Origin of the sequence: Streptomyces sp. NBC_01426 (assembly GCF_036231985.1) — a bacterium.
Classification (GTDB): domain Bacteria; phylum Actinomycetota; class Actinomycetes; order Streptomycetales; family Streptomycetaceae; genus Streptomyces.
The window spans coordinates 7,020,455-7,038,504 of the sequence record NZ_CP109500.1; the positions used below are offsets into that span (position 1 = coordinate 7,020,455).

Sequence of the window (18,050 nt, forward strand, 5' to 3'; positions counted from 1 at the left end):
CTCTGACAGGACCTAGGCTTCCTCGGGCTCCGGCAAGGCCTGTTCGGACCAGAGGACCTTGCCGTCGGGCGTGTACCGGGCGCCCCAGCGACGGCTGATCTGGGCCACGAGGAAGAGTCCGCGGCCACCCTCGTCCGTGGTGGTGGCGTAGTGCAGACGGGGCGAACTGCTGCTGCCGTCGAAGACCTCGCAGGTCAGCATCCGGTCGAACAGCAGCCGCACGCGCACCGGCGCGGAGCCGTGGCGGATCGCGTTCGTGACGAGTTCACTGAGGACCAGCTCGGTGCCGAACGCCAGCTCGGACAGGCCCCATTCCTCCAGCTTCCGCACGGCATGGGCCCGCATGGCGCCGACCGAACTCGGTTCGAAGGGCACCTCCCACTCGGCGATCCGGTCCGCCGGCAGCGCCGATGTCCGTGCGACCAACAGCGCCACGTCGTCGCGGGAGCGGACGGGCAGGAGTTGCGCGAGAACAGCCCGGCATGTGTCCTCGGGCTTGCGGTCCGCGTGGGCGAGCGCTGCCCGCAGCAGATCGAGACCCTCGTCGATGTCGCGGGCGCGGTCCTCGATCAGCCCGTCGGTGTACAGCACCAGCTGGGAGCCTTCCGGCAGCTCCAACTCCGTCGACTCGAACGGGAAGCCGCCCAGTCCCAGGGGTGCGCCGGCGGGGAGCTCGGGGATCTCCACGCTGCCGTCGGGCCGCACGATCGCCGGGGGCACGTGCCCGGCGCGCGCCACGGTGCAGCGCTGCGTCACCGCGTCGTAGACGGCGTACAGGCAGGTGGCCCCGAGCAGGCCGCCGTCGGATCCGCCGTCCCCGCCCTGGTCGATGTACTGGACGAGGTCGTCGAGCCGGCTGAGGAGTTCGTCGGGGGGCAGGTCCAGCGAGGAGAAGTTGAGCACGGCCGTGCGCAGTCGTCCCATGGCCGCCGCCGCGTGCAACCCGTGGCCCACGACGTCGCCGACGACGAGCGCGACCCTGCTGCCGGGCAGCGGGATCACGTCGAACCAGTCGCCGCCCACCCCGGACTGCGCCGGCAGGTAGAAGTGGGCCACCTCGACGCCGCTCTGCTCGGGCAGGTCGCGCGGCAGCAGACTGCGCTGGAGGGTCACGGCCAGGGCATGCTCGCGGGTGTAGCGGCGGGCGTTGTCGATGGTGACACCGGCCCGGGCCACGAGTTCCTCGGCGAGTGACAGGTCCTCCTCGTCGAAGGGCTCGTCCTTCCGCGACCGCCAGAAGTTGACCAGGCCCAGTACCGCGCCCCGCGCCTTGAGGGGGGCCGTGATCAGGGAGTGGACGCCGTAGTCGAGGATGGCCTGTGCCCGCTCCGGGTCCTGTGCGTACCAGCCCGGAGCGTCGGCCAGATCGGGGATCAGCTCGGCCCGGCCGGTGGTGAGACCGCGAGCCTGGGGCGTGGACGGCCGGAAGTCGATCAGCCTGCCGCGCGGGTAGAGCGGCACGTCGTCGGCGATGCCGCTGAAACCGGTGCGGAGCAGGTCGGGCGCCGTGCTGTTGGGCTCGTCCCCGTGCAGGACGGCTTCCGCCAGTTCGACGGTCGCGAAGTCCGCGAACCGCGGAACGGCCACGTCGGCCAGTTCCTGGGCCGTCCGCCCCACGTCGAGGGTGGTGCCGACGCCGACCCCGGCGTCGTACAGCAGCCTCAGCCGTCGCCGGGCCGCGTCGGCGCGGGTGCTGAGGACGCGCATCTCGGTGGAGTCCCGGATGGTGACCGCCGCGCCCTCGGGCCCGCCGCCGGGCCGCGTCGGCCGTTGGTTGATCACCAGGAGTCGTTCCCCGGCCTCATGTACCTCGTCGGTGGCGACCCGGCCGGACAGCAGCAGGTCGCACACGGTCCGGTCGAGACCGGAGAGGTTCCCGATGTACTGGCCCTCGGCGTCGGCCGGCAGTTTCAGCAGGCGTTTCGCCTCGTCGTTCGCGAGGAGCAACCGTCCGCCGCCGTCGGTGATGAGCACCCCCTCGCGGACCGAGTGGAGCACCGCGTCGTGGTGCTCGTACATGCGGGTCATTTCCTCGGGGCCGAGCCCGTGCGTCTGGCGGCGCAGTCGCCTGCTGATGAGCCACGCGCCCACGGTGGCCAGGGCGAGTCCGGCCGCGCTGGCGCCGAGGATGACGGGGAGCTGGCGGTCGACGACTCCGGACACGTTCTTCACGGTGAGCCCGGCCGACACCAGTCCCGTGACCTTGCCGTCGCAGTAGACCGGCACGATGGCCTGGATCTCCTTGCCGAGAGGGCCCTGCACGCTCTCGGTGTGCACCTCGCCGGCCAGGGAGGGCTCGATGGTGCCCACGAACCGCTTGCCGATGCGGTCGGGCAGCGGATGGCTGTAGCGGATCCCCTCGGTGTCCATCACGACGATGAAGTCCACCCCGGCGTCCTTGCGCGTGGACTCGGCGAGCGGCTGAAGGGTTTTGGCGGGGTCGGACGACCGCAGCGCGGCGCACATCCCGGTCGAATGGGCGACCGTCTGCGCGACCGACACCGAGCGGGTGCGGGCCTCACGGTCGACGTCGTGGCGGGACTGGAGCACCAGCGCCAGGACCGCTCCGGCCGCGAGCAGCACCACGATCGCCACCTGAAGGACGAATACCTGTCGGGCGACGCTTCGCGGCCGATTCCGGCTCAGTGACCGCACCGACGTCCCCGGCACGGGTTGCAAGGATGGGTCACAGACTATTTGTAGCACCGCATGGCCGTCGGGGTCGTGATTCGCGCTGTTCTCTCGGCCGACGGGGCGGTTCACGGGGCCGGGGCGGCGCCGGTCGAACGGGGCGCGGGGCCGGTCGGGAAGGCGCCGGAGGCGGCCACGGGCCCCTCACGCGGCCTCACGCGACACGCTGTCCCGGCGCAGGCACATCGAGTCACCACGACCCTCTCGCCCGGTCACGGGCCGGCGGAGAGGCCGATCGGAGGGGCCGATCGGTAGAGCCGGACGTGCCCGGGGCTCGGCTCGTGGTCGCCGCACCGGCGGCACGCCCCCGGCACGTGGCGCGTGACCGGCCGGACCCGACCTCCACCCCGACCCCCGTCAGGCTCCGGAGGCGAGGGCCGCGAGCTCCCCGTCGAGTTTGTCGCCCTCCGCTCCGGCGCCCTTGTAGAGCACCTCGCCGTCCTCGTCGAGCAGCACGTACGTGTTGATGCCCTCGGCGTGGAAGCGGTCCCGCAGGGCGTGGCCGACGTCGGAGAGGTGCGGGAGGCGGCCCGCTCCGGCCGGGGCGGCGAAGCCCTGGAGTCCGTTGCCCGTGCCCGGTTCCGCGACGGCCACCACGTGGACGCGCCCGACGTAGCGGTCGGCCTTGGCCGCGGTCTCGAAGGCCTGGGCCGGGCACTCGGCGCACGCGGCCCCGTAGAACCAGAACAGCACCGGCTTGCCCGCGAGCGCCGCTCCGTCGAACACCGCGCCGTCCAGGGTCTTGGCGGTGAAGCGCAGATGGGAGGGGGCTGCCTGACGGCCGGGGGCCGGTGCGCCGGCGGCCCCCCGGGTGGCGGGGTCCGCCCCGTCGGACGAGCAGCCGGTCAGCGGCAGGCCCAGTGCGAGGAGCAGGACGGCGGCGGCGACACGAGAACGCATGGCACTCTCCCGGGCGGGACCGGACCGTACGCCGACGGTCGCAGCGAAGGGGACCGGTCTGTCGCGCCGGTGCTCCCCGGACGCAAGGGAATCTACGGCCAGTCAGATGATCGGACGGGAGGCGGCGCGCTGCGAGCGGCTGCTTCACCCCGACAGCCCATCCGGCCACGCCCCTCGGCCCATCCGGCCACGCCCCTCGGCCCATCCCGCCCACGCCCCTCGGCCCGCCCCGGCCGTGCCCCCGGCGCGCCCCGCGATCGCCTTCCCGGGCCGCCAAGTGACTCGTGCGTACTGCACACCCGATCGGTGACAGCGGCGACTGTCGGGGCCGTCGCTCCGCGTGACACCTTCGTTCCTGTCACCGACCGAGGGAGCAGGAGTGAACAAGGGGTACGCCGCGTTCTGCGACGCCGACCGTTGGTTCTACGACGCCCCGTACCGACGGGCCGACGAGAACTACGGCCCGGCCCTCGCTCCCGTGCCGACCGGGTGGCGTTCGCACCGCACCGGCGACTGGTACGCGCTGCGCCCCCTCGGTGTCGAACTCCCCGCCCAGGGCTGGAAGATCCACGTCTCCGCCCGACTGGACAACGCCGAGTCGATCCTCGACCGCGTCCACGCCTACTGCGTGCCCCGGCGCATCGCCTTCAAGTTCGTGCCGAGCCGCCACCTGCTGCACATACGCAACGCCAAGTACGCCGACCGCGCGGCCAGCGGGAAGTTCATCACCGTGTACCCGGCCGACCAGGAGCAGTGCCGGCGCATCGCCGAGGACCTCGACGCCCTGCTGACCGGCGAGCCCGGACCGTACATCCTCAGCGATCTGCGCTGGGGCGCCGGACCGGTCCACCTGCGCTACGGAAGCTTCACCCTGCGGCACTGCTACGACGCGCGGGGCGAACTCGTGCCGGCGATCGAGACCCCCGACGGTCGACTCGTCCCGGACCCCCGCGGGCCGTCGTTCCAACCGCCCGAGTGGGTCGACCTCCCGGCGTTCCTGAAGCCGCACCTCGACGCGCGTTCGGCCGTGACGCTCACCGACGTGCCCTACACCATCGAGCGCGCGCTCCACTTCTCCAACGGAGGCGGCGTCTACGCCGGCACGGACAGCCGCACCGGCGAACCGGTGGTGCTGAAGGAGGCCCGCCCCCATGCGGGACTCGCCGCCGACGGAGCCGACGCCGTGGCCCGGCTGCACCGCGAGCGGACCGCCCTGGAACGGCTGGAGGGCCTGGACTGCGTCCCGTCCGTCCGCGGCACCTTCACCGTCGGCGACCACCACTTCCTCGTCCTCCAGTACCTGGAGGGCAAGCCGCTCAACACGTACTTCGCCCGCCGCCACCCGCTGATCGAGGCGGAACCGGACCCGGAGGAGCTCGCCTCGTACACCCGGTGGGCGCTGACGATCCACCGGCGGGTGACGGAGGCCGTGGAGGCCGTGCACGCCCGCGGGGTCGTCTTCAACGACCTGCACCTGTTCAACATCATGGTGGCGGAGGACGAGGACGGCGAACCCTCCGTGGCGCTCCTGGACTTCGAGGCCGCCGCCCACGTCGACGAAGGGCTGCGGCAGACCGTCGCCAACCCGGCGTTCGTCGCTCCCGCCGGACGACGCGGCTTCTCCGTCGACCGCTACGCCCTCGCCTGCCTCAGACTCGCCCTGTTCCTGCCACTGACCAGCCTGTTCGTACTGGACCGGGCGAAGGCCGCACACCTGGCCGACATCGCCGCCGAACAGTTCCCCGTACCGAGGGCCTTCCTCGACGAGGCCGTGGAGGAGATCCTCTACGACCCGCCGCCCGGCGAGCCCGGCCATCGCCCGACCGTGCCCACCGGCCCGTACCTGCCCGTCGAACCGGGGGACTGGTCCCGCGCCCGCGCGTCCATGACGGCCGCCCTGCGCGCCTCGGCCACCCTGGACCGCGAGGACAGGCTCTTCCCCGGCGACATCGCCCAGTTCGCCGCGGCCGGCGGCGGAATCGGCTTCGGACACGGCGCCGCGGGCGTCCTCTACGCCCTCGCCGAGACCGGCGCCGAACCCTGGCCCGAGGCCGAGAAGTGGCTGCTCAAGCGGACCGAGGAGCCGGACTCCGGCACACCCCTCGGCTTCTACGACGGCCTCGCCGGCACCGCCTGGACCCTCGACCGGCTCGGGCACCGTGAACGCGCCCTCGCCCTCGCCGAACAGCTGCTGCGCCAGCCGTGGCAGACCGTCGGCCCCGACCTGCACAGCGGCCTCGCCGGAGTCGGCCTCGCACTGGACGCCCTGGGCACCACGACCGGGGAGAGTGCCCTGCACGACGCCGCCCTGCGCTGCGCCGAACTGGTCGCCCGCTCCGCCCCCGACCTCACCCGGGCGGGACTGCTGTACGGCAACGCCGGTCCCGCACTGCTCTTCCTGCGCCTGTACGAACGCACCGGCGACACGGAACTCCTGGCGCGAGCCGCACAGGCCCTGCACCGCGACCTCGACCGCTGCGTGACCAGCGCGTTCGGCACCCTCCAGGTCAACGAGGGCTGGCGGACCATGCCCTACCTGGGCGAGGGCAGCGCCGGCATCGGCATGGTGCTCGACGACTGGCTGGAGCACGGGGCCGACCCGCGCTTCGAGGAGGCCCGGCGCGGCATCGTGGCGGCCGCCCAGGCCACCTTCTACGCCCAGCCCGGACTCTTCCGCGGCGCGGCCGGCATGATCCTGCACCTCGCCCGGACCACGACCCCCGGACCGGGGACGCGGCCCGACGACATCGCGCGGCAGATCGACGCCCTCGCCCGGCACGCCGTCCCCTACCAAGGCCAACTGGCCTTCCCCGGCGAGCAGATGATGCGCCTGTCCATGGACCTGTCCACGGGCACGGCCGGCGCTCTCCTCGCCCTCGGCAGCGCCGCGCCCGGCGGGCGCGCGCACCTGCCGTTCCTTCCGCCGCTGCGCGACGCCGCAGCGGCCCCCAAGCCGGTCCCGCAAGGGGCCGTGACCCATCGGTACATCCCCGGAGAAGAAGAGGAACTGACATGACGCTTCTTGACCTGCAGTCGATGGAAACCCCCAAGGAAGAGATCACCGAGGCCGCGATGACGGGCGGCGGAAGCCGCGCGAGCCTGCTGCTCTGCGGAGACAGCAGCCTGAGCATCACGACCTGTAACTAACCAGGTCGTCAGGCCTGTACGGGGCTCGGACGGTTCGCCGTCCGGGCCCCGACCCACCTCTCAGGAGCCGCCGCGGATGACCCCGCACGACGACCCGCCGGAACCGGCCGTCCTCACCCACGAACGCTCCCGGGGCAACGCGACCCCCACGGGCCCCGAGGACCCCCGCTCCGCCGATCGCGCGCTCCGCGACGCCGCCCGCCACAGCACCGGACGGGCGACCGCCGTGCTCGGATGCGCGACCGCCGCCTCCGTCGCCGCCCTCGCCGAACCCGCTCTGCTCGGCCTCACCCTCGACCTCCTGCTCCGCCGCGATCCGGCAGCCCCGTACTGGACCCTGTTGTGCGCCGCCGTCATCGTGGCCGAGGTGCTCCTGGACGCCGCCACGACCCGGCTCACCGGCACGGTGGACGCCCGCTCCACAGCCTGGCTGCGCCGGCTGGGACTCTCCCGGCTGCTGCGCACCGCGCCCCACCGGGCCGCCCGGCTCGCCCCCGGCGAGATCGCGGCGCGACTGACCGCGCACGCCACCGAGGCCGGCACCGTACCGGCCACCCTCGCGACCGGGATCGCCGCGCTGCTGCCGCCGATCGGGGGACTCGTCGCGCTGTTCGTCATCGACCCCTGGACCGCACTGGCCTTCGTCGCCGGCCTGCCCCCGCTCGTCCTCCTGCTGAGGGCCTTCGCCCGAGACTCCTCCACCATCGTCTCCCGCTACCAGCGGGCCCAACTCGCGACCGCCGGCCGGCTCGTCGAGGCCCTGGCCGGGGCGCGCACCATCGCCGCCGCCGGCACCGCCGCCCGGGAACGCGCCCGGATCCTCGCCCGACTGCCCGACCTCGACACCGAGGGGCGCCGGATGTGGCAGGTCTACGGCGCGACGATGGCCCGCACCACCGCCCTGATGCCGCTCCTGCTGTACGTCGTCCTCGGCGTGGGCGGCATCCGCCTGTCCGCCGGCGCGCTCGATGTCGGGGAACTCCTCGCCGCCGTGCGCTACGCCGGCCTCGCCGCCGGCATCGGGGCCGTCACCGGCAAGCTCAGCGCCGCCGTGCGCGGCCGGGCCGCCGCCCGCCGCACCGCCGAACTCTTCGACCTGCCCGCCCTGGAACACGGCGACCGGCGGCTGCCCGACGGCGGCCCCGGCACCCTGGAACTGCGCGGCGTACACGTGACGCGCGACGGAACCGCGGTGCTGCGCGACATCGACCTGCTCGTCCCGGGCGGGACCACGGCGGCCGTCGTGGGCGGCTCGGGCTCCGGCAAGACGCTGCTCGCCGCCGTCGCCGGACGACTCGCGGACCCCGACAGCGGGCAGGTGCTGCTGGACGGTGTCCCGTTGCGGGAACTGACCGCCGAAGCCCTGCGCCGCGACGTCGGGCACGCCTTCCACCGGCCCGCGCTGCTCGGTGACAGCGTCGGCGACGCCATCGCGTTCGGCGCCGGTCCGACGCCGGATCCCGAATCGGTGCGCGGGGCCGCCCGGGCGGCCGGCGCGGACCTGTTCGTACGACGCCTGCCCCGGGGGTACGACACACCGGTGGCCGAGGCCCCCATGTCCGGCGGGGAAGTCCAACGCCTCGGCCTGGCCCGGGCGTTCTGCCGCGCCGGCCGACTGCTGATCCTCGACGACGCCACCTCCAGCCTCGACACGGTCACCGCCCGCGAGGTCGAGCGGGCCGTCGCGGAACAGGTTCGGGCAGGCACCCGGATCGTCGTCGCGCACCGGATCTCCTCGGCCGCCCGGGCCGACCTCGTGGTGTGGCTGGAGGAGGGGCGCATTCGGGCCACCGGCCCGCACGTCGAGTTGTGGCGCGATCCGCACTACCGGGCCGTGTTCGCGGCGGGCGCGCGCCCGGATCCCGCGCCGGAGCCCGGTCCCGGATCCGCGCCGGAGCCCGGACCCGCTCCGGAGCCCGCCCGCACGGCGGACCCGAGCGGTCAGCCCGCCCGCACGGCGGACCCGAGCGGTCAGGGGGCGGCCCGGTGAACGAGCACGGCACCTGGCGGCGGGTGAGCCCCGACGCGCGCCGCTTCCTGCGCGGCCGCACCCCCGCACTGGCGCGACTCGGGGGCTGGTCGCTCCTGGAGTCCGCCCACACCTTCCTCACCGGCTACGGCGTGGCCCGAGCCCTCGACGACGGCTTCCTCGCCGGCCGCACCGGGGTCGGCCTGGGCTGGCTCGTCGTCGCCGGACTCGGCGCCCTGCTCGGCGCCTTCGCGCTGCGCGGGGTCTTCGCCGCCCTCGCCGACCTGGTGGAACCGCTGCGCGACGGACTCGTGCGCAGGGCCGTGCGACACGCCCTCGACCGGGCCGTCGCCGACCCGTCCCGCGCCGCGGACGCCGGTGCCGTCTCCCGGCTCACCCAGCAGACGGAGATGGCCCGCGACTCCTTCGCGGGGATCGTCCTCACGGCCCGTTCGTTCGTCTTCACGGCCGTCGGCGCGCTGGCCGGCATGGCGGCCCTCGCCCCCGTGCTGCTGCTCGTCGTGCTGCCCCCGCTGCTGCTGGGCCTCGGCCTCTTCCTCGCCACGCTGCGCCCCATGGCCGGCGTACAACGCGACTCCCTCGACACCGACGAGGCGCTGTCCCGCGGGGTGGGCGCGGTCGGCGAGGGGCTGCGCGACATCGTGGCCTGCGGCGGGGGAGCGAGCGCGGCCTCCGGGGTGGAGACCCTGATCGGGGCACAGGAGCGGCTGACCCGCCGCCTCGCCCGGTGGGCGGCCGTGCGTACCGTCGCCCTCGGGGCAGCGGGCCGGCTGCCGGTGATCGCCCTGCTGGTGGCGGCCCCGTGGCTGCTGGACCGGGGGGTGACCGCCGGGACCCTGGTGGGCGCCCTCACCTACCTCGTACAGGCGCTGCTGCCCGCCCTGCACGCCCTGATGACGGCCCTGGGATCCGCCGGCACCCGGCTGCTGGTGGTCCTGGAGCGCTTCTGCGAGCCCGAGGCCGAGGCCGAGCCCGAGCCCGAGCCCGAGCCCAAGCCCGAGGCCGAGGCCGAGGCAGCGCCCGCCCCCGCCCCCGACCCGAGGCCGTCGCGTCCCCCCGCGCCCGCTGCGCCCGTACCGGCGCCCGCGGCGCCGTCCGTCCCGCCGTCCGCCGCGGAGCTCCGCGGCGTGACCTTCGCCTACGGCCCCCGGGCGGCCCCCGTACTGGAGGACCTCGACCTGGTCGTCCGCCCGGGCGAGCACCTCGCCGTCGTCGGCCCGAGCGGCATCGGCAAGTCGACGCTCACCGCGCTGCTCGCCGGGCTGCTCAGCCCCGACCGGGGCACGGTCCTGGTCGCCGGGGCGGCCGCACGCGGCGAGCGGGACGCCTCGGAGCCGGATCCGCGCCGCACACTGCTGCCCCAGCAGGCCTACGTCTTCACCGGCACCGTCCGGGAGAACCTGACCCACCTGTGCCCCGGGGCGCGTCCACCCGACGACGCCCGGGTGCGCGAGGCGGTCACCGCCCTGGGTGTGGGCGGCCTCGTCGAGCGGCTCGGCGGCCTGGACGGGGCCGTCGCGCCGCAACGACTGTCCCAGGGCGAGTGCCAGCAGCTCGCCCTGGCCGCCGCCCACCTCTCGCCCGCTCCGCTGCTGCTGCTCGACGAGGCCACCTGTCATCTGGACCCGCGCACCGAGGCGCGCGCCGAAGAGGCCCTCGCCGCCCGCCCGGGCACCCTCGTCGTGGTGGCCCACCGGATCTCGTCGGCGGCCCGGGCCGACCGGGTCCTCGTGCTGGACGGGACCCGGGCGGTGTGCGGCACGCACGAGGAACTCCCGGCCCGATCACCCCTGTACCGGGACCTGGTGGGGCTCTGGAACGCCACCGGGGAGGACTGAGACGGGCGCCGCCCCCGGGCGGGGCGCTCTCGGCCCCGGCCTCGGCTCGCGGGCGGCCGCGGTCTCAGACCCAGCCCTCCCTGCGGGATATGCGGATGGCGTCGATGCGGTTGCGCGCGCCGGCCTTGCGCGTGGCGGCGGCCATGTAGTTGCGCACGGTGCCGCTGGCCAGGTGCAGGGCACTGGCGATCTCGGCGATCGAATCGCCCTCCGCCGCGCGGGCCAGCACGCTCAGTTCGCGGGGACTCAGCGGTACCGGGTCCGCCTCCATGCAGGCGGACGCGAGCGAGGCGTCGACGAAGCGCTCACCGGCCGCGACCCGGCGCACGGCCCGTACCAGGCGGCCCGGCGAGCCGTCCTTGTCCACACACCCCAGCACCGGTGCACGGAACGCCCTCCGCAGCGATCCGGGCGTACCCGCCGAGGCCAGTACCAATATCGGTGAGGACGCGGGGGAGGAGGGGGAGTGCCGATCCCTGCGACCCATCCCCGCCAGGAGCGGAGCGGCGCCCGGACAGTCGAGGTCGACGACCGTGACGTCCGGCCGTAAGCACTCCGTCTCGCGTACGGCGGCCCGCCAGCCCACGGCGGTGACTTCGAAGGGGCCTTCGGATCTCAGCAGGGCTGCGAGGGCGGATCGGACCAGGCGGACGCTGTGCACGACCAGGACCTTCGTCATAGCGGAACTGCTCCTTCGGTAAGCGACAACAGCATGAAGCGGCTGCCCCCGCACCGGTCTGCTGGAACGTCACTGTGGGGGCGCTCTGGGGTGTTCGGGAACGTTGGCCGAGATGCCTCGGGGATTGCCTTCCGCCTTTGGCGGGGAACGTACTTGAGTGTGGCGCCGCACCGCGTCCGCGCCCGCGCACCCTCGTACAAACGTGCCTTCGATTCGAACGGGTTCGATCGGTTCGGCGTGCCGGTGGCCCCGCACCGGCGCATGCTGGTGGTGGCGGTTGGCGGTTGGCGGGGGCTGCGGACAGGACGTGCTGATGGGCGTGGACGAGGTGGCCACCGGATCGCGCGGGCGCCGGCTGTTCTCCGGCCGGGACCGCGCCGTCATCGCGGCGGCCTCGCTCTCGATGCTCCTGGTCCAGATGGACTGGTTCGCCCTCAACCTGATGCTGCCGGTGATCGCCCGGGACTTCTCCACGCCCACCACCGACCTCCAGTGGCTGGTCAGCGGCTACATGCTGACCCTCGGAGCCTTGATGATCACCGGCGGCCGGGCCGCCGACGTCCACGGCCGTCGTACCGTCATCGTGTGGGGGCTGACCGGCTTCGCCCTCGTGTCCGTGGTGTGCGCCGCCGCGCAGAACGAGCTCTGGCTGGTCGTCGGACGCGTGGTGCAGGGCGCCACGGCGGCGCTGATCTTCCCCGTCGCCGTCGCGGTCGTCACCGCCCACTTCCGCGACGACCGACAAGGCCGCGCCGTGGGCACGGTGTTGGCCTTCAGCGCGATCGGCACCGCGCTCGGACCGTTCGTGGGCGGGGCCTTCGCCGAGCACGTCAGCTGGCGGGCGGTGTTCCTGCTGAACGTGCCCTTCTGCGCCGTCGCCGCCTTCCTCATGCTGCGCTTCGTCACCGACACCCGCGACGAGGAGGCCGGACACGGACTGGACCTGCCCGGCGCCGTCACCGTGGCCGCCGGTCTCACTGCGATCATGATCGCCGTCGACCAGGGCGGTCGCTGGGGCTGGGCCTCGCCGGCCACCCTCGGCTGCCTGGTCGCGGGAGCCCTGCTGCTCGCCCTCTTCGTGGTGATCGAACGGCGGACCGCCGAGCCGCTGCTGGACCTGTCCCTGCTGCGCAACGGGCCGTTCGTGACCGTCACCCTGGCCGGCTCCGTGTCGAACATCGTGTACTGCCTGGTGGCGGTCCTGTCCGCGCTGTACCTCCAGCAGGCCCGCGGGCTGTCCCCGCTCGACGCCGGACTGATCTTCCTCGCGCTGTCCGTCGGCGCGGGCGCCGCCAGCTACTGGTCCGGGCACCTCGCCCACCGGTGGCGGCCCGAGACGCTGATGGCCGGCGGTCTGGTCCTGAGCGGCCTCGGCCTCCTGCTGCTGACGTGGACGAACCCGCTCGCCCTCTACACCGCCGTCTTCGCGGTCGTGGGCGTCGGACTGGGGTTCGGCTGGGCCCTGACGAACGTGGCCACCCAGTCGTACGTCCCCGAGAACCGCCTGGCCGCCGCCTCCGGGCTGGTCCTTACCTCGCTGGTCCTGCTCGGCGCCATGGCCGTGGCCGTCGCGACGACCGTGCTGGAGGTCCTCAGCGGATCGGCGGAGCGGGCCGCCTCCGACGGACCGGCCATCGAGGAGGTGCTGCGGGTCGCCGCACTCCTGTCGCTCCTGGGCGCCGCCGCCCTCCTCCCGCTGATCCGGGCGGGCCGCCGGTCGCCCCCGAGGACGACCGGAACCCTTCCTGCGCCGTGACCGTCACCCCGCCGCCCCGTCAGAGGCGGCAGGGCGGGACCACGGTCCCCGTCGCTCGATCAGGCGTTGACGCAGGTGTTGCCGAACGCCGGGTTGAGCAGGCCGATGACGCTGACGGAGTTGCCGCAGGCGTTGATCGGGATGTGGACGGGCACCTGGATGAGGTTCCCCGACAGGACACCGGGGGAACCGATCGCCGCGCCCTGCGCACCGGCGTCCGCGGACGCCATCGAGGCTCCACCGATCACGACGGCTCCGGCGGCGAGGGCGAGACCGGCGGTCTTCAGAACACGCGACATGAGAGATCTCCTTCAAAGGTGGTGACGGACCCGCCCCGCGAAGGGGCGTGCCCCGGGGCCCCGTCGGGACCCACGCAAGTGTTTCGTTCCGTACGCCCGGTCCGGCTTGGCCCGGCCCCGGTCATTCCCTCGCACGAGTGACTCCGTGGGCCAAGTGCGCCCCACCACGGGGGAGTCCCCGGACGGGCGCCCGTCCCGTCAGTCCCCGAGATGGACTTCGAGGGCGGTGCGCACGGCCGACTCCAGCGCGCCCTCGATCCACGCCGGCTTGACGGAGGTGTGGCAGCCGGCGAAGTGCAACCCGCCCTCGGCGCGGTGGACGTGCGGGAACAACTCGGTGTGCTGCCCGGGAAGGAGCACGGAGGCCTCGCCGTACGCGTACGGGTCGCGCATCCAGGACTGGGTGGCGCCGACGCCCGTGTAGAACACCTCGATCCGCTGCCCGTACACGTCCTGGAGGCCGGACAGCGCCCTCGGGTACCGCTCGGCGTCGTCGAGGGCGTCCCACTTCAGGGCGTCGTCGGCCCAACTGTAGGAGGCCAGGACCACACCGCCCGCGCTGCCCGGGACCGGGTGCGAGGGCTGGAACATGAAGCGGTTGGGGTTGTCGCTGGTGGAGCCGCCCCCGACGACTCCGGCGGCCTCGGGCTGGTCCCGGGCGACGAGCCTGCAGGCCGCGTAGTGCGCGCGCTGAGCCTGCGTGACACGGCCCTTCGGCGTCGCGGGGTGGGCACCCAACAACGAGCCGTCACCCGGGGTGCGGCCCGTCTGGTAGTCGGCGTGGAGGCCCTTGCGCACGGCCTCCAACTCCCGCTTCCAGTCCGCCTCGGTGAACTCCCACCAGCGGCGGCTGAATTCGAGCAGCACCTTGGTGGCGGCGTCGTAGTGCAGCTCGGTGATTGCGCGCCGCTTGCCGTACGACAGGGCGGGCGTGACGGGGATGTGCCGCAGCCCCGAGAACGGCACGGTGACGATGGCGACGTCGCCGGTGAAGGTCTCCCGCACGACGGGGCGACCGCCGCGCCCCTCGGACACCGTCTCCACCGTGACGGACCTGCCCGCCGCGCCCCGCGCGATGCGGGTGACCCGCCGGTCCAGCCTCACCAGGTCCTTGACCCGTGCGTACATGGCGTCCGCGAGGGTGCCGGTGCCGTCGGGGAGTTCGAAGAAGCGGGTGTCCGGGCTGATCAGGGCGGAGGAGATGAAGGAGTGCAGGAACGTGAGGTGGAGCCGGGAGGTGAGGTTCTCGACCGTGCCGATCAGGTCGACGGTCCGCTCGTCCAGCTTCGCCTCGTCGGTGAGGTAGCGGTACATCGACATGTGGCCGTGGCGCTGGATCACCCGCGCCCAGCCCTCGACGAGTGCGCGCCCCTCCTTGCCGTCGATCTCCTTGCGCACGGGAGCCAGGGCGCCCCGTACGATCTGCGCGGCCGGGACGTTCTCGTACGCGGCGGGGACGCCGAAGGAGCGGTTGACGGCGCGCGGGTCGCGCGCGTAGTCCGCGCGGCGCACCCTGATGCCGTTGACGAGGATCCAGGTACGGGACGCCGGGCGGCCCGCGCGGTCCACGTCGACCAGGTGGAAGGGGCGGCGGTTCAGCCCCAGCGAGTCGATGAGTCCCGTCACCAGCGGGTGGCTGTCGGGGATGCGCATGGCCCCGGCCTCGGCGTACTGCTTCGGGTCGGCGAACGGGGCCGCGGCGCGCTCGTGACCGCCCGCGCGGAAGGTCTTGACGCGGCCGCCGACACGGTTGGCGTTGGCCTCGATGACGGTGACCCGGTGGCCCGCCGCGTTCAGCAGGTGGGCGGCGGTCAGGCCGGCGGGGCCGGCTCCGATCACCAGCACCTTCCTGGGGGCCCTGCGGGACCTGGGCAGACCGGACTTCAACAGGACGTCCGCGTAACGCGGCACCAGCGACTCGTCGTTGTCGTCGCGGACCAGGACGGAACGGGCGACGGCCAGACAGGTGTCCCAGTCCGCCGAAGGAGCCGCGGCGGGCGCGGTGGTGGTGACGGCGGAGGCGGGGGCGGCGCCGGCGGCGACCCCGCCGGCCACGGCCAGGGCGCCCGCGCCGGCGAGCAACGAACGCCGGGAGGTCTGGCCCGCAGTGCCGGAGGAGGATTCAATGATCATGAAGCCACCCTCGGGGCGCCGGCCCGATCTCCCCGCGCCGAACGCGCCCGGGAGACGACGAACCACCCGAACGTGATCTTGAGGGCGCGATGCTGACGCCCCCTGTCGGCTCGCTCAGCGCACCTGGACCCCGACGAGGCAGGTGTCGTCGTCCGTGTCCGACCTGCTGTGGGTCAGCAGGCGATCGAGGCGGCTCTCCAGCGACGGGGACTCCCGCTGCGCGAGGCCCAGGAGTTGGGTCAGGGAATCCATCATGGAGGTGTCCCGGCGTTCCACGAGCCCGTCGGTGTACATCAACACGGTGTCCTCGGCTTCGAGCTGCACCACCTCCTCCGTGTACTCCGCGTTCGGCACCGCACCGAGCAACAGACCCTTGGCCAGCGGGAAGGCCGTGGCCCGAGCGCCCCGCACGAGGATGGGCGGCAGGTGTCCCGCGCGCGCCCAACGCAACACCCGCCGGTCCGGATCGAAGATCCCGCACACGGCGGTCGCGGTCAGGTCGCTGGTCAGGTGGTGGGCGACCGCGTTCAGCCAGGTGAGCAACTGGGCGGGCCCGGCGCCGGTCACCGCGAGGCCGCGCAGGGCGTTGCGCAGGACCACCATGCCGGTGGCCGCCTCGATGCCGTGGCCGGCGACGTCGCCGACGCACAGGAGCACCTGCCGGTTCGGCAGGACCACCGAGTCGTACCAGTCCCCGCCGATCAGGGCCTGCGACTCGGCAGGCCGGTACCGCACGCCGATGCGGATCCCCGGCGCGTCGAGCGGCGCGGGCGCGGGCGGCATGATCGCGTGCTGCAACTGCAACGCGAGACGGCTGCGCTCCGCCGACTCGGCCTCTGTGTGGGCCAGTTGATCCCGGGTGGCGGCCAGAGCCACCTCGGTCCAATGCTGTGCGGAGATGTCCTGGTAGGCGCCCCGTACGGCGAACAGCGAGCCGTCCGCGTCCTGGACGGGCTCCGCGACGATGCGGATGTGCCGGGTCACCCCGTCCGGACGCTGGAGGCGGAAGGCCACGGAGGCCTCGCGCCGGTAGTGCATCAGCGTGCGCAGGAACCGACTGATCGAGGTGATGTCATCGGGGTGCGCGTGACCGGGGAGCGCTTCCAGAGGCACCGGCGAGGCGCCCGCCGGCAGCCCGTACAGCGAGAAGAGCTGCCCGTTCCAGGTGATCTCGCCCGTGGTGAAGTTCTCCTCGAAGCCGCCGATCCGGCCGAGCCGCTGCGCGTGTTGCAGCAGGCCGGCCAGCCGCGCGGTCTCGTCCTCGATCCGCCAGATCAACAGGAGCGCGGCGCCGTGCCGCGTGATGCTGGCGTCGGCCACGCCGGTGAGCGGCACGTCGTCGATGAAGGCGGTCAGCGTCATCCGCCGGGTCTGGAAGGACTCCCCGGTGGCGTAGACCCGTTCCAGCTTCTCGAAGAGTCCGTTGTCCTCGGCCGCCAGGGGATAGGCCTCCAGGAACGTGGAGCCGCTCACGGCGCTGCGGGGTCGACCGGCGGGGTCGGTGAAACGGTCGTTGGCGTGGTGGACCCGGAAGTCCGTCAGGCCGCCCGCGGGGCCGAGGATCGGCGTGAGGACGAGCGCCGGATCGTGCAAGTGGTCGGCGAGAGAAGTCAGTTCGGCCACCGCCGCGTGCGGCGTCCGGCCCGGCACCGAGGGCGTGCCCGCGCCCGTCGGATCCTCCAGCGTGTGGGCGCACAGCTCCGCCAACGCCTCGATCTGCCGGATGATCCGCGGCGGCTGCGGCGCCAGCGGCTGCGGCCAGCACACCTCCAGCACCCCGTGGATGCGGCCGCCCGTCCCCGCCGGTACCGCTATGCGTCCCCCGTGCGGATGCCGGCGGCGCCCGATCGAGGGCATGCCGGAGTCGGACAGACGCGAGACGAAGGCGGGCCCCCGCTCGACGAGCGCGAGACGCGCGCAGGTGGCGACCTCGGGCGGCACGTACCGCCAGCGGAGCGCCTCGTCCTCGGTGAACCCGGCCTGCCCGGCCAGCGTCAGCGAGGAGTCCGCCCCCGCGAGCCAGATGACCACGCCGTGCGCCCCGAGCGGAGCCAACGCGTTCTCCAACAGCGCGGTCGCCACGGCCTGGGCGTCCGAGGCGGACAACAGCCCGCTCTCGGCCGCGCGCAACCGCACCGCCGCCGCACCGTCCGGGCCGTCGCCGTCCGCCTCCGCGCGCTCCAGGAACTCCGCCGCGAGCTCACTGACCCGGTCCCGGGACGCCTCGTTGATGATCTCCACCGAGAGACCGAGCACGGTCGTGCCCGACTGCTCGGCCAGGATCGCCAACTGCCGCGCCGCCTCGGCGGGACCGCACCCCAGTTTGCCGACGAGAACGCCCTTGGCCATCTCGATCAGGGCCCGCCCGTCCGACGCGGACTGCGCCTCGCGCACCTCCCGGCGCAGGCGTTCCACGGTGGCGGCCAGCGGGCCCACGTCGGCGCCGGGATCCAGCCGGCGGGCCGCACCGGGCCCACCGGGCCGGGAGCCGCGGGCAGCGGGAACGGTGACGTCGTCCGCCTCCAGGGATGACTTCTCACCCCGCGGTCCGTCTTGGTGCTGAGGGCTGTTCACGGTGAGTCCGGGCTCCTGGGCGAGTACGTGAGGGGCGGCGGGG

General features: G+C 73.8%; 11 protein-coding genes. 5 read left to right on the top strand and 6 right to left on the bottom strand.

Going from position 1 to position 18,050, the window contains the following annotated elements:
• Positions 1-12: 12 nt before the first annotated feature.
• Positions 13-2,655, bottom strand: a complete 2,643-nt coding sequence (locus tag OG906_RS31395) for a SpoIIE family protein phosphatase (protein WP_329447431.1) — start codon at positions 2,653-2,655, stop codon at positions 13-15.
• A gap of 393 nt (positions 2,656-3,048) precedes the next feature.
• Positions 3,049-3,591 carry a TlpA family protein disulfide reductase gene (locus OG906_RS31400; protein ID WP_329447432.1) on the bottom strand — a complete coding sequence of 181 codons (543 nt, stop codon included), beginning with the start codon at positions 3,589-3,591 and terminating at the stop codon, positions 3,049-3,051.
• A 379-nt stretch (positions 3,592-3,970) separates the two neighbouring features.
• On the opposite strand from OG906_RS31400, the gene lanKC reads away from it, so the two are divergent.
• The 4 genes from lanKC (at position 3,971) to OG906_RS31420 (ending at position 10,566) form a co-directional block, all read left to right on the top strand.
• Positions 3,971-6,607, top strand: a complete 2,637-nt coding sequence (gene lanKC / locus OG906_RS31405) for a class III lanthionine synthetase LanKC (RefSeq protein ID WP_329447433.1) — start codon at positions 3,971-3,973, stop codon at positions 6,605-6,607.
• Positions 6,604-6,738, top strand: coding sequence for a SapB/AmfS family lanthipeptide (locus OG906_RS31410; protein ID WP_053678097.1), 135 nt, complete (start codon positions 6,604-6,606; stop codon positions 6,736-6,738). The genes lanKC and OG906_RS31410 overlap by 4 nt, the downstream gene beginning before the upstream one ends.
• A gap of 76 nt (positions 6,739-6,814) precedes the next feature.
• Positions 6,815-8,728: an ABC transporter ATP-binding protein gene (locus tag OG906_RS31415; RefSeq protein WP_329447434.1), complete on the top strand. Its 1,914-nt coding sequence runs from the start codon at positions 6,815-6,817 to the stop codon at positions 8,726-8,728.
• Positions 8,725-10,566 carry an ABC transporter ATP-binding protein gene (locus OG906_RS31420; protein ID WP_329447435.1) on the top strand — a complete coding sequence of 614 codons (1,842 nt, stop codon included), beginning with the start codon at positions 8,725-8,727 and terminating at the stop codon, positions 10,564-10,566. The genes OG906_RS31415 and OG906_RS31420 overlap by 4 nt, the downstream gene beginning before the upstream one ends.
• A gap of 64 nt (positions 10,567-10,630) precedes the next feature.
• On the opposite strand, the gene OG906_RS31425 is transcribed toward OG906_RS31420, so the two are convergent.
• Positions 10,631-10,933 (bottom strand): response regulator transcription factor, encoded by a 303-nt coding sequence (locus tag OG906_RS31425; protein WP_329447436.1) that lies wholly within the window; start codon positions 10,931-10,933, stop codon positions 10,631-10,633.
• Positions 10,934-11,558: 625 nt separating this feature from the next.
• Between OG906_RS31425 and OG906_RS31430 the strand changes: the two genes are divergently transcribed.
• Positions 11,559-13,001 (top strand): MFS transporter, encoded by a 1,443-nt coding sequence (locus tag OG906_RS31430; RefSeq protein ID WP_329447437.1) that lies wholly within the window; start codon positions 11,559-11,561, stop codon positions 12,999-13,001.
• A 59-nt stretch (positions 13,002-13,060) separates the two neighbouring features.
• On the opposite strand, the gene OG906_RS31435 is transcribed toward OG906_RS31430, so the two are convergent.
• The 3 genes from OG906_RS31435 to OG906_RS31445 form a co-directional block, all read right to left on the bottom strand.
• Positions 13,061-13,300 carry a chaplin gene (locus tag OG906_RS31435; protein WP_267799327.1) on the bottom strand — a complete coding sequence of 80 codons (240 nt, stop codon included), beginning with the start codon at positions 13,298-13,300 and terminating at the stop codon, positions 13,061-13,063.
• A 198-nt stretch (positions 13,301-13,498) separates the two neighbouring features.
• Positions 13,499-15,433 (bottom strand): flavin monoamine oxidase family protein, encoded by a 1,935-nt coding sequence (locus OG906_RS31440; protein ID WP_329447438.1) that lies wholly within the window; start codon positions 15,431-15,433, stop codon positions 13,499-13,501.
• 114 nt (positions 15,434-15,547) lie between these two features.
• Positions 15,548-18,007 carry a SpoIIE family protein phosphatase gene (locus OG906_RS31445; protein WP_329447439.1) on the bottom strand — a complete coding sequence of 820 codons (2,460 nt, stop codon included), beginning with the start codon at positions 18,005-18,007 and terminating at the stop codon, positions 15,548-15,550.
• Positions 18,008-18,050: the final 43 nt, after the last annotated feature.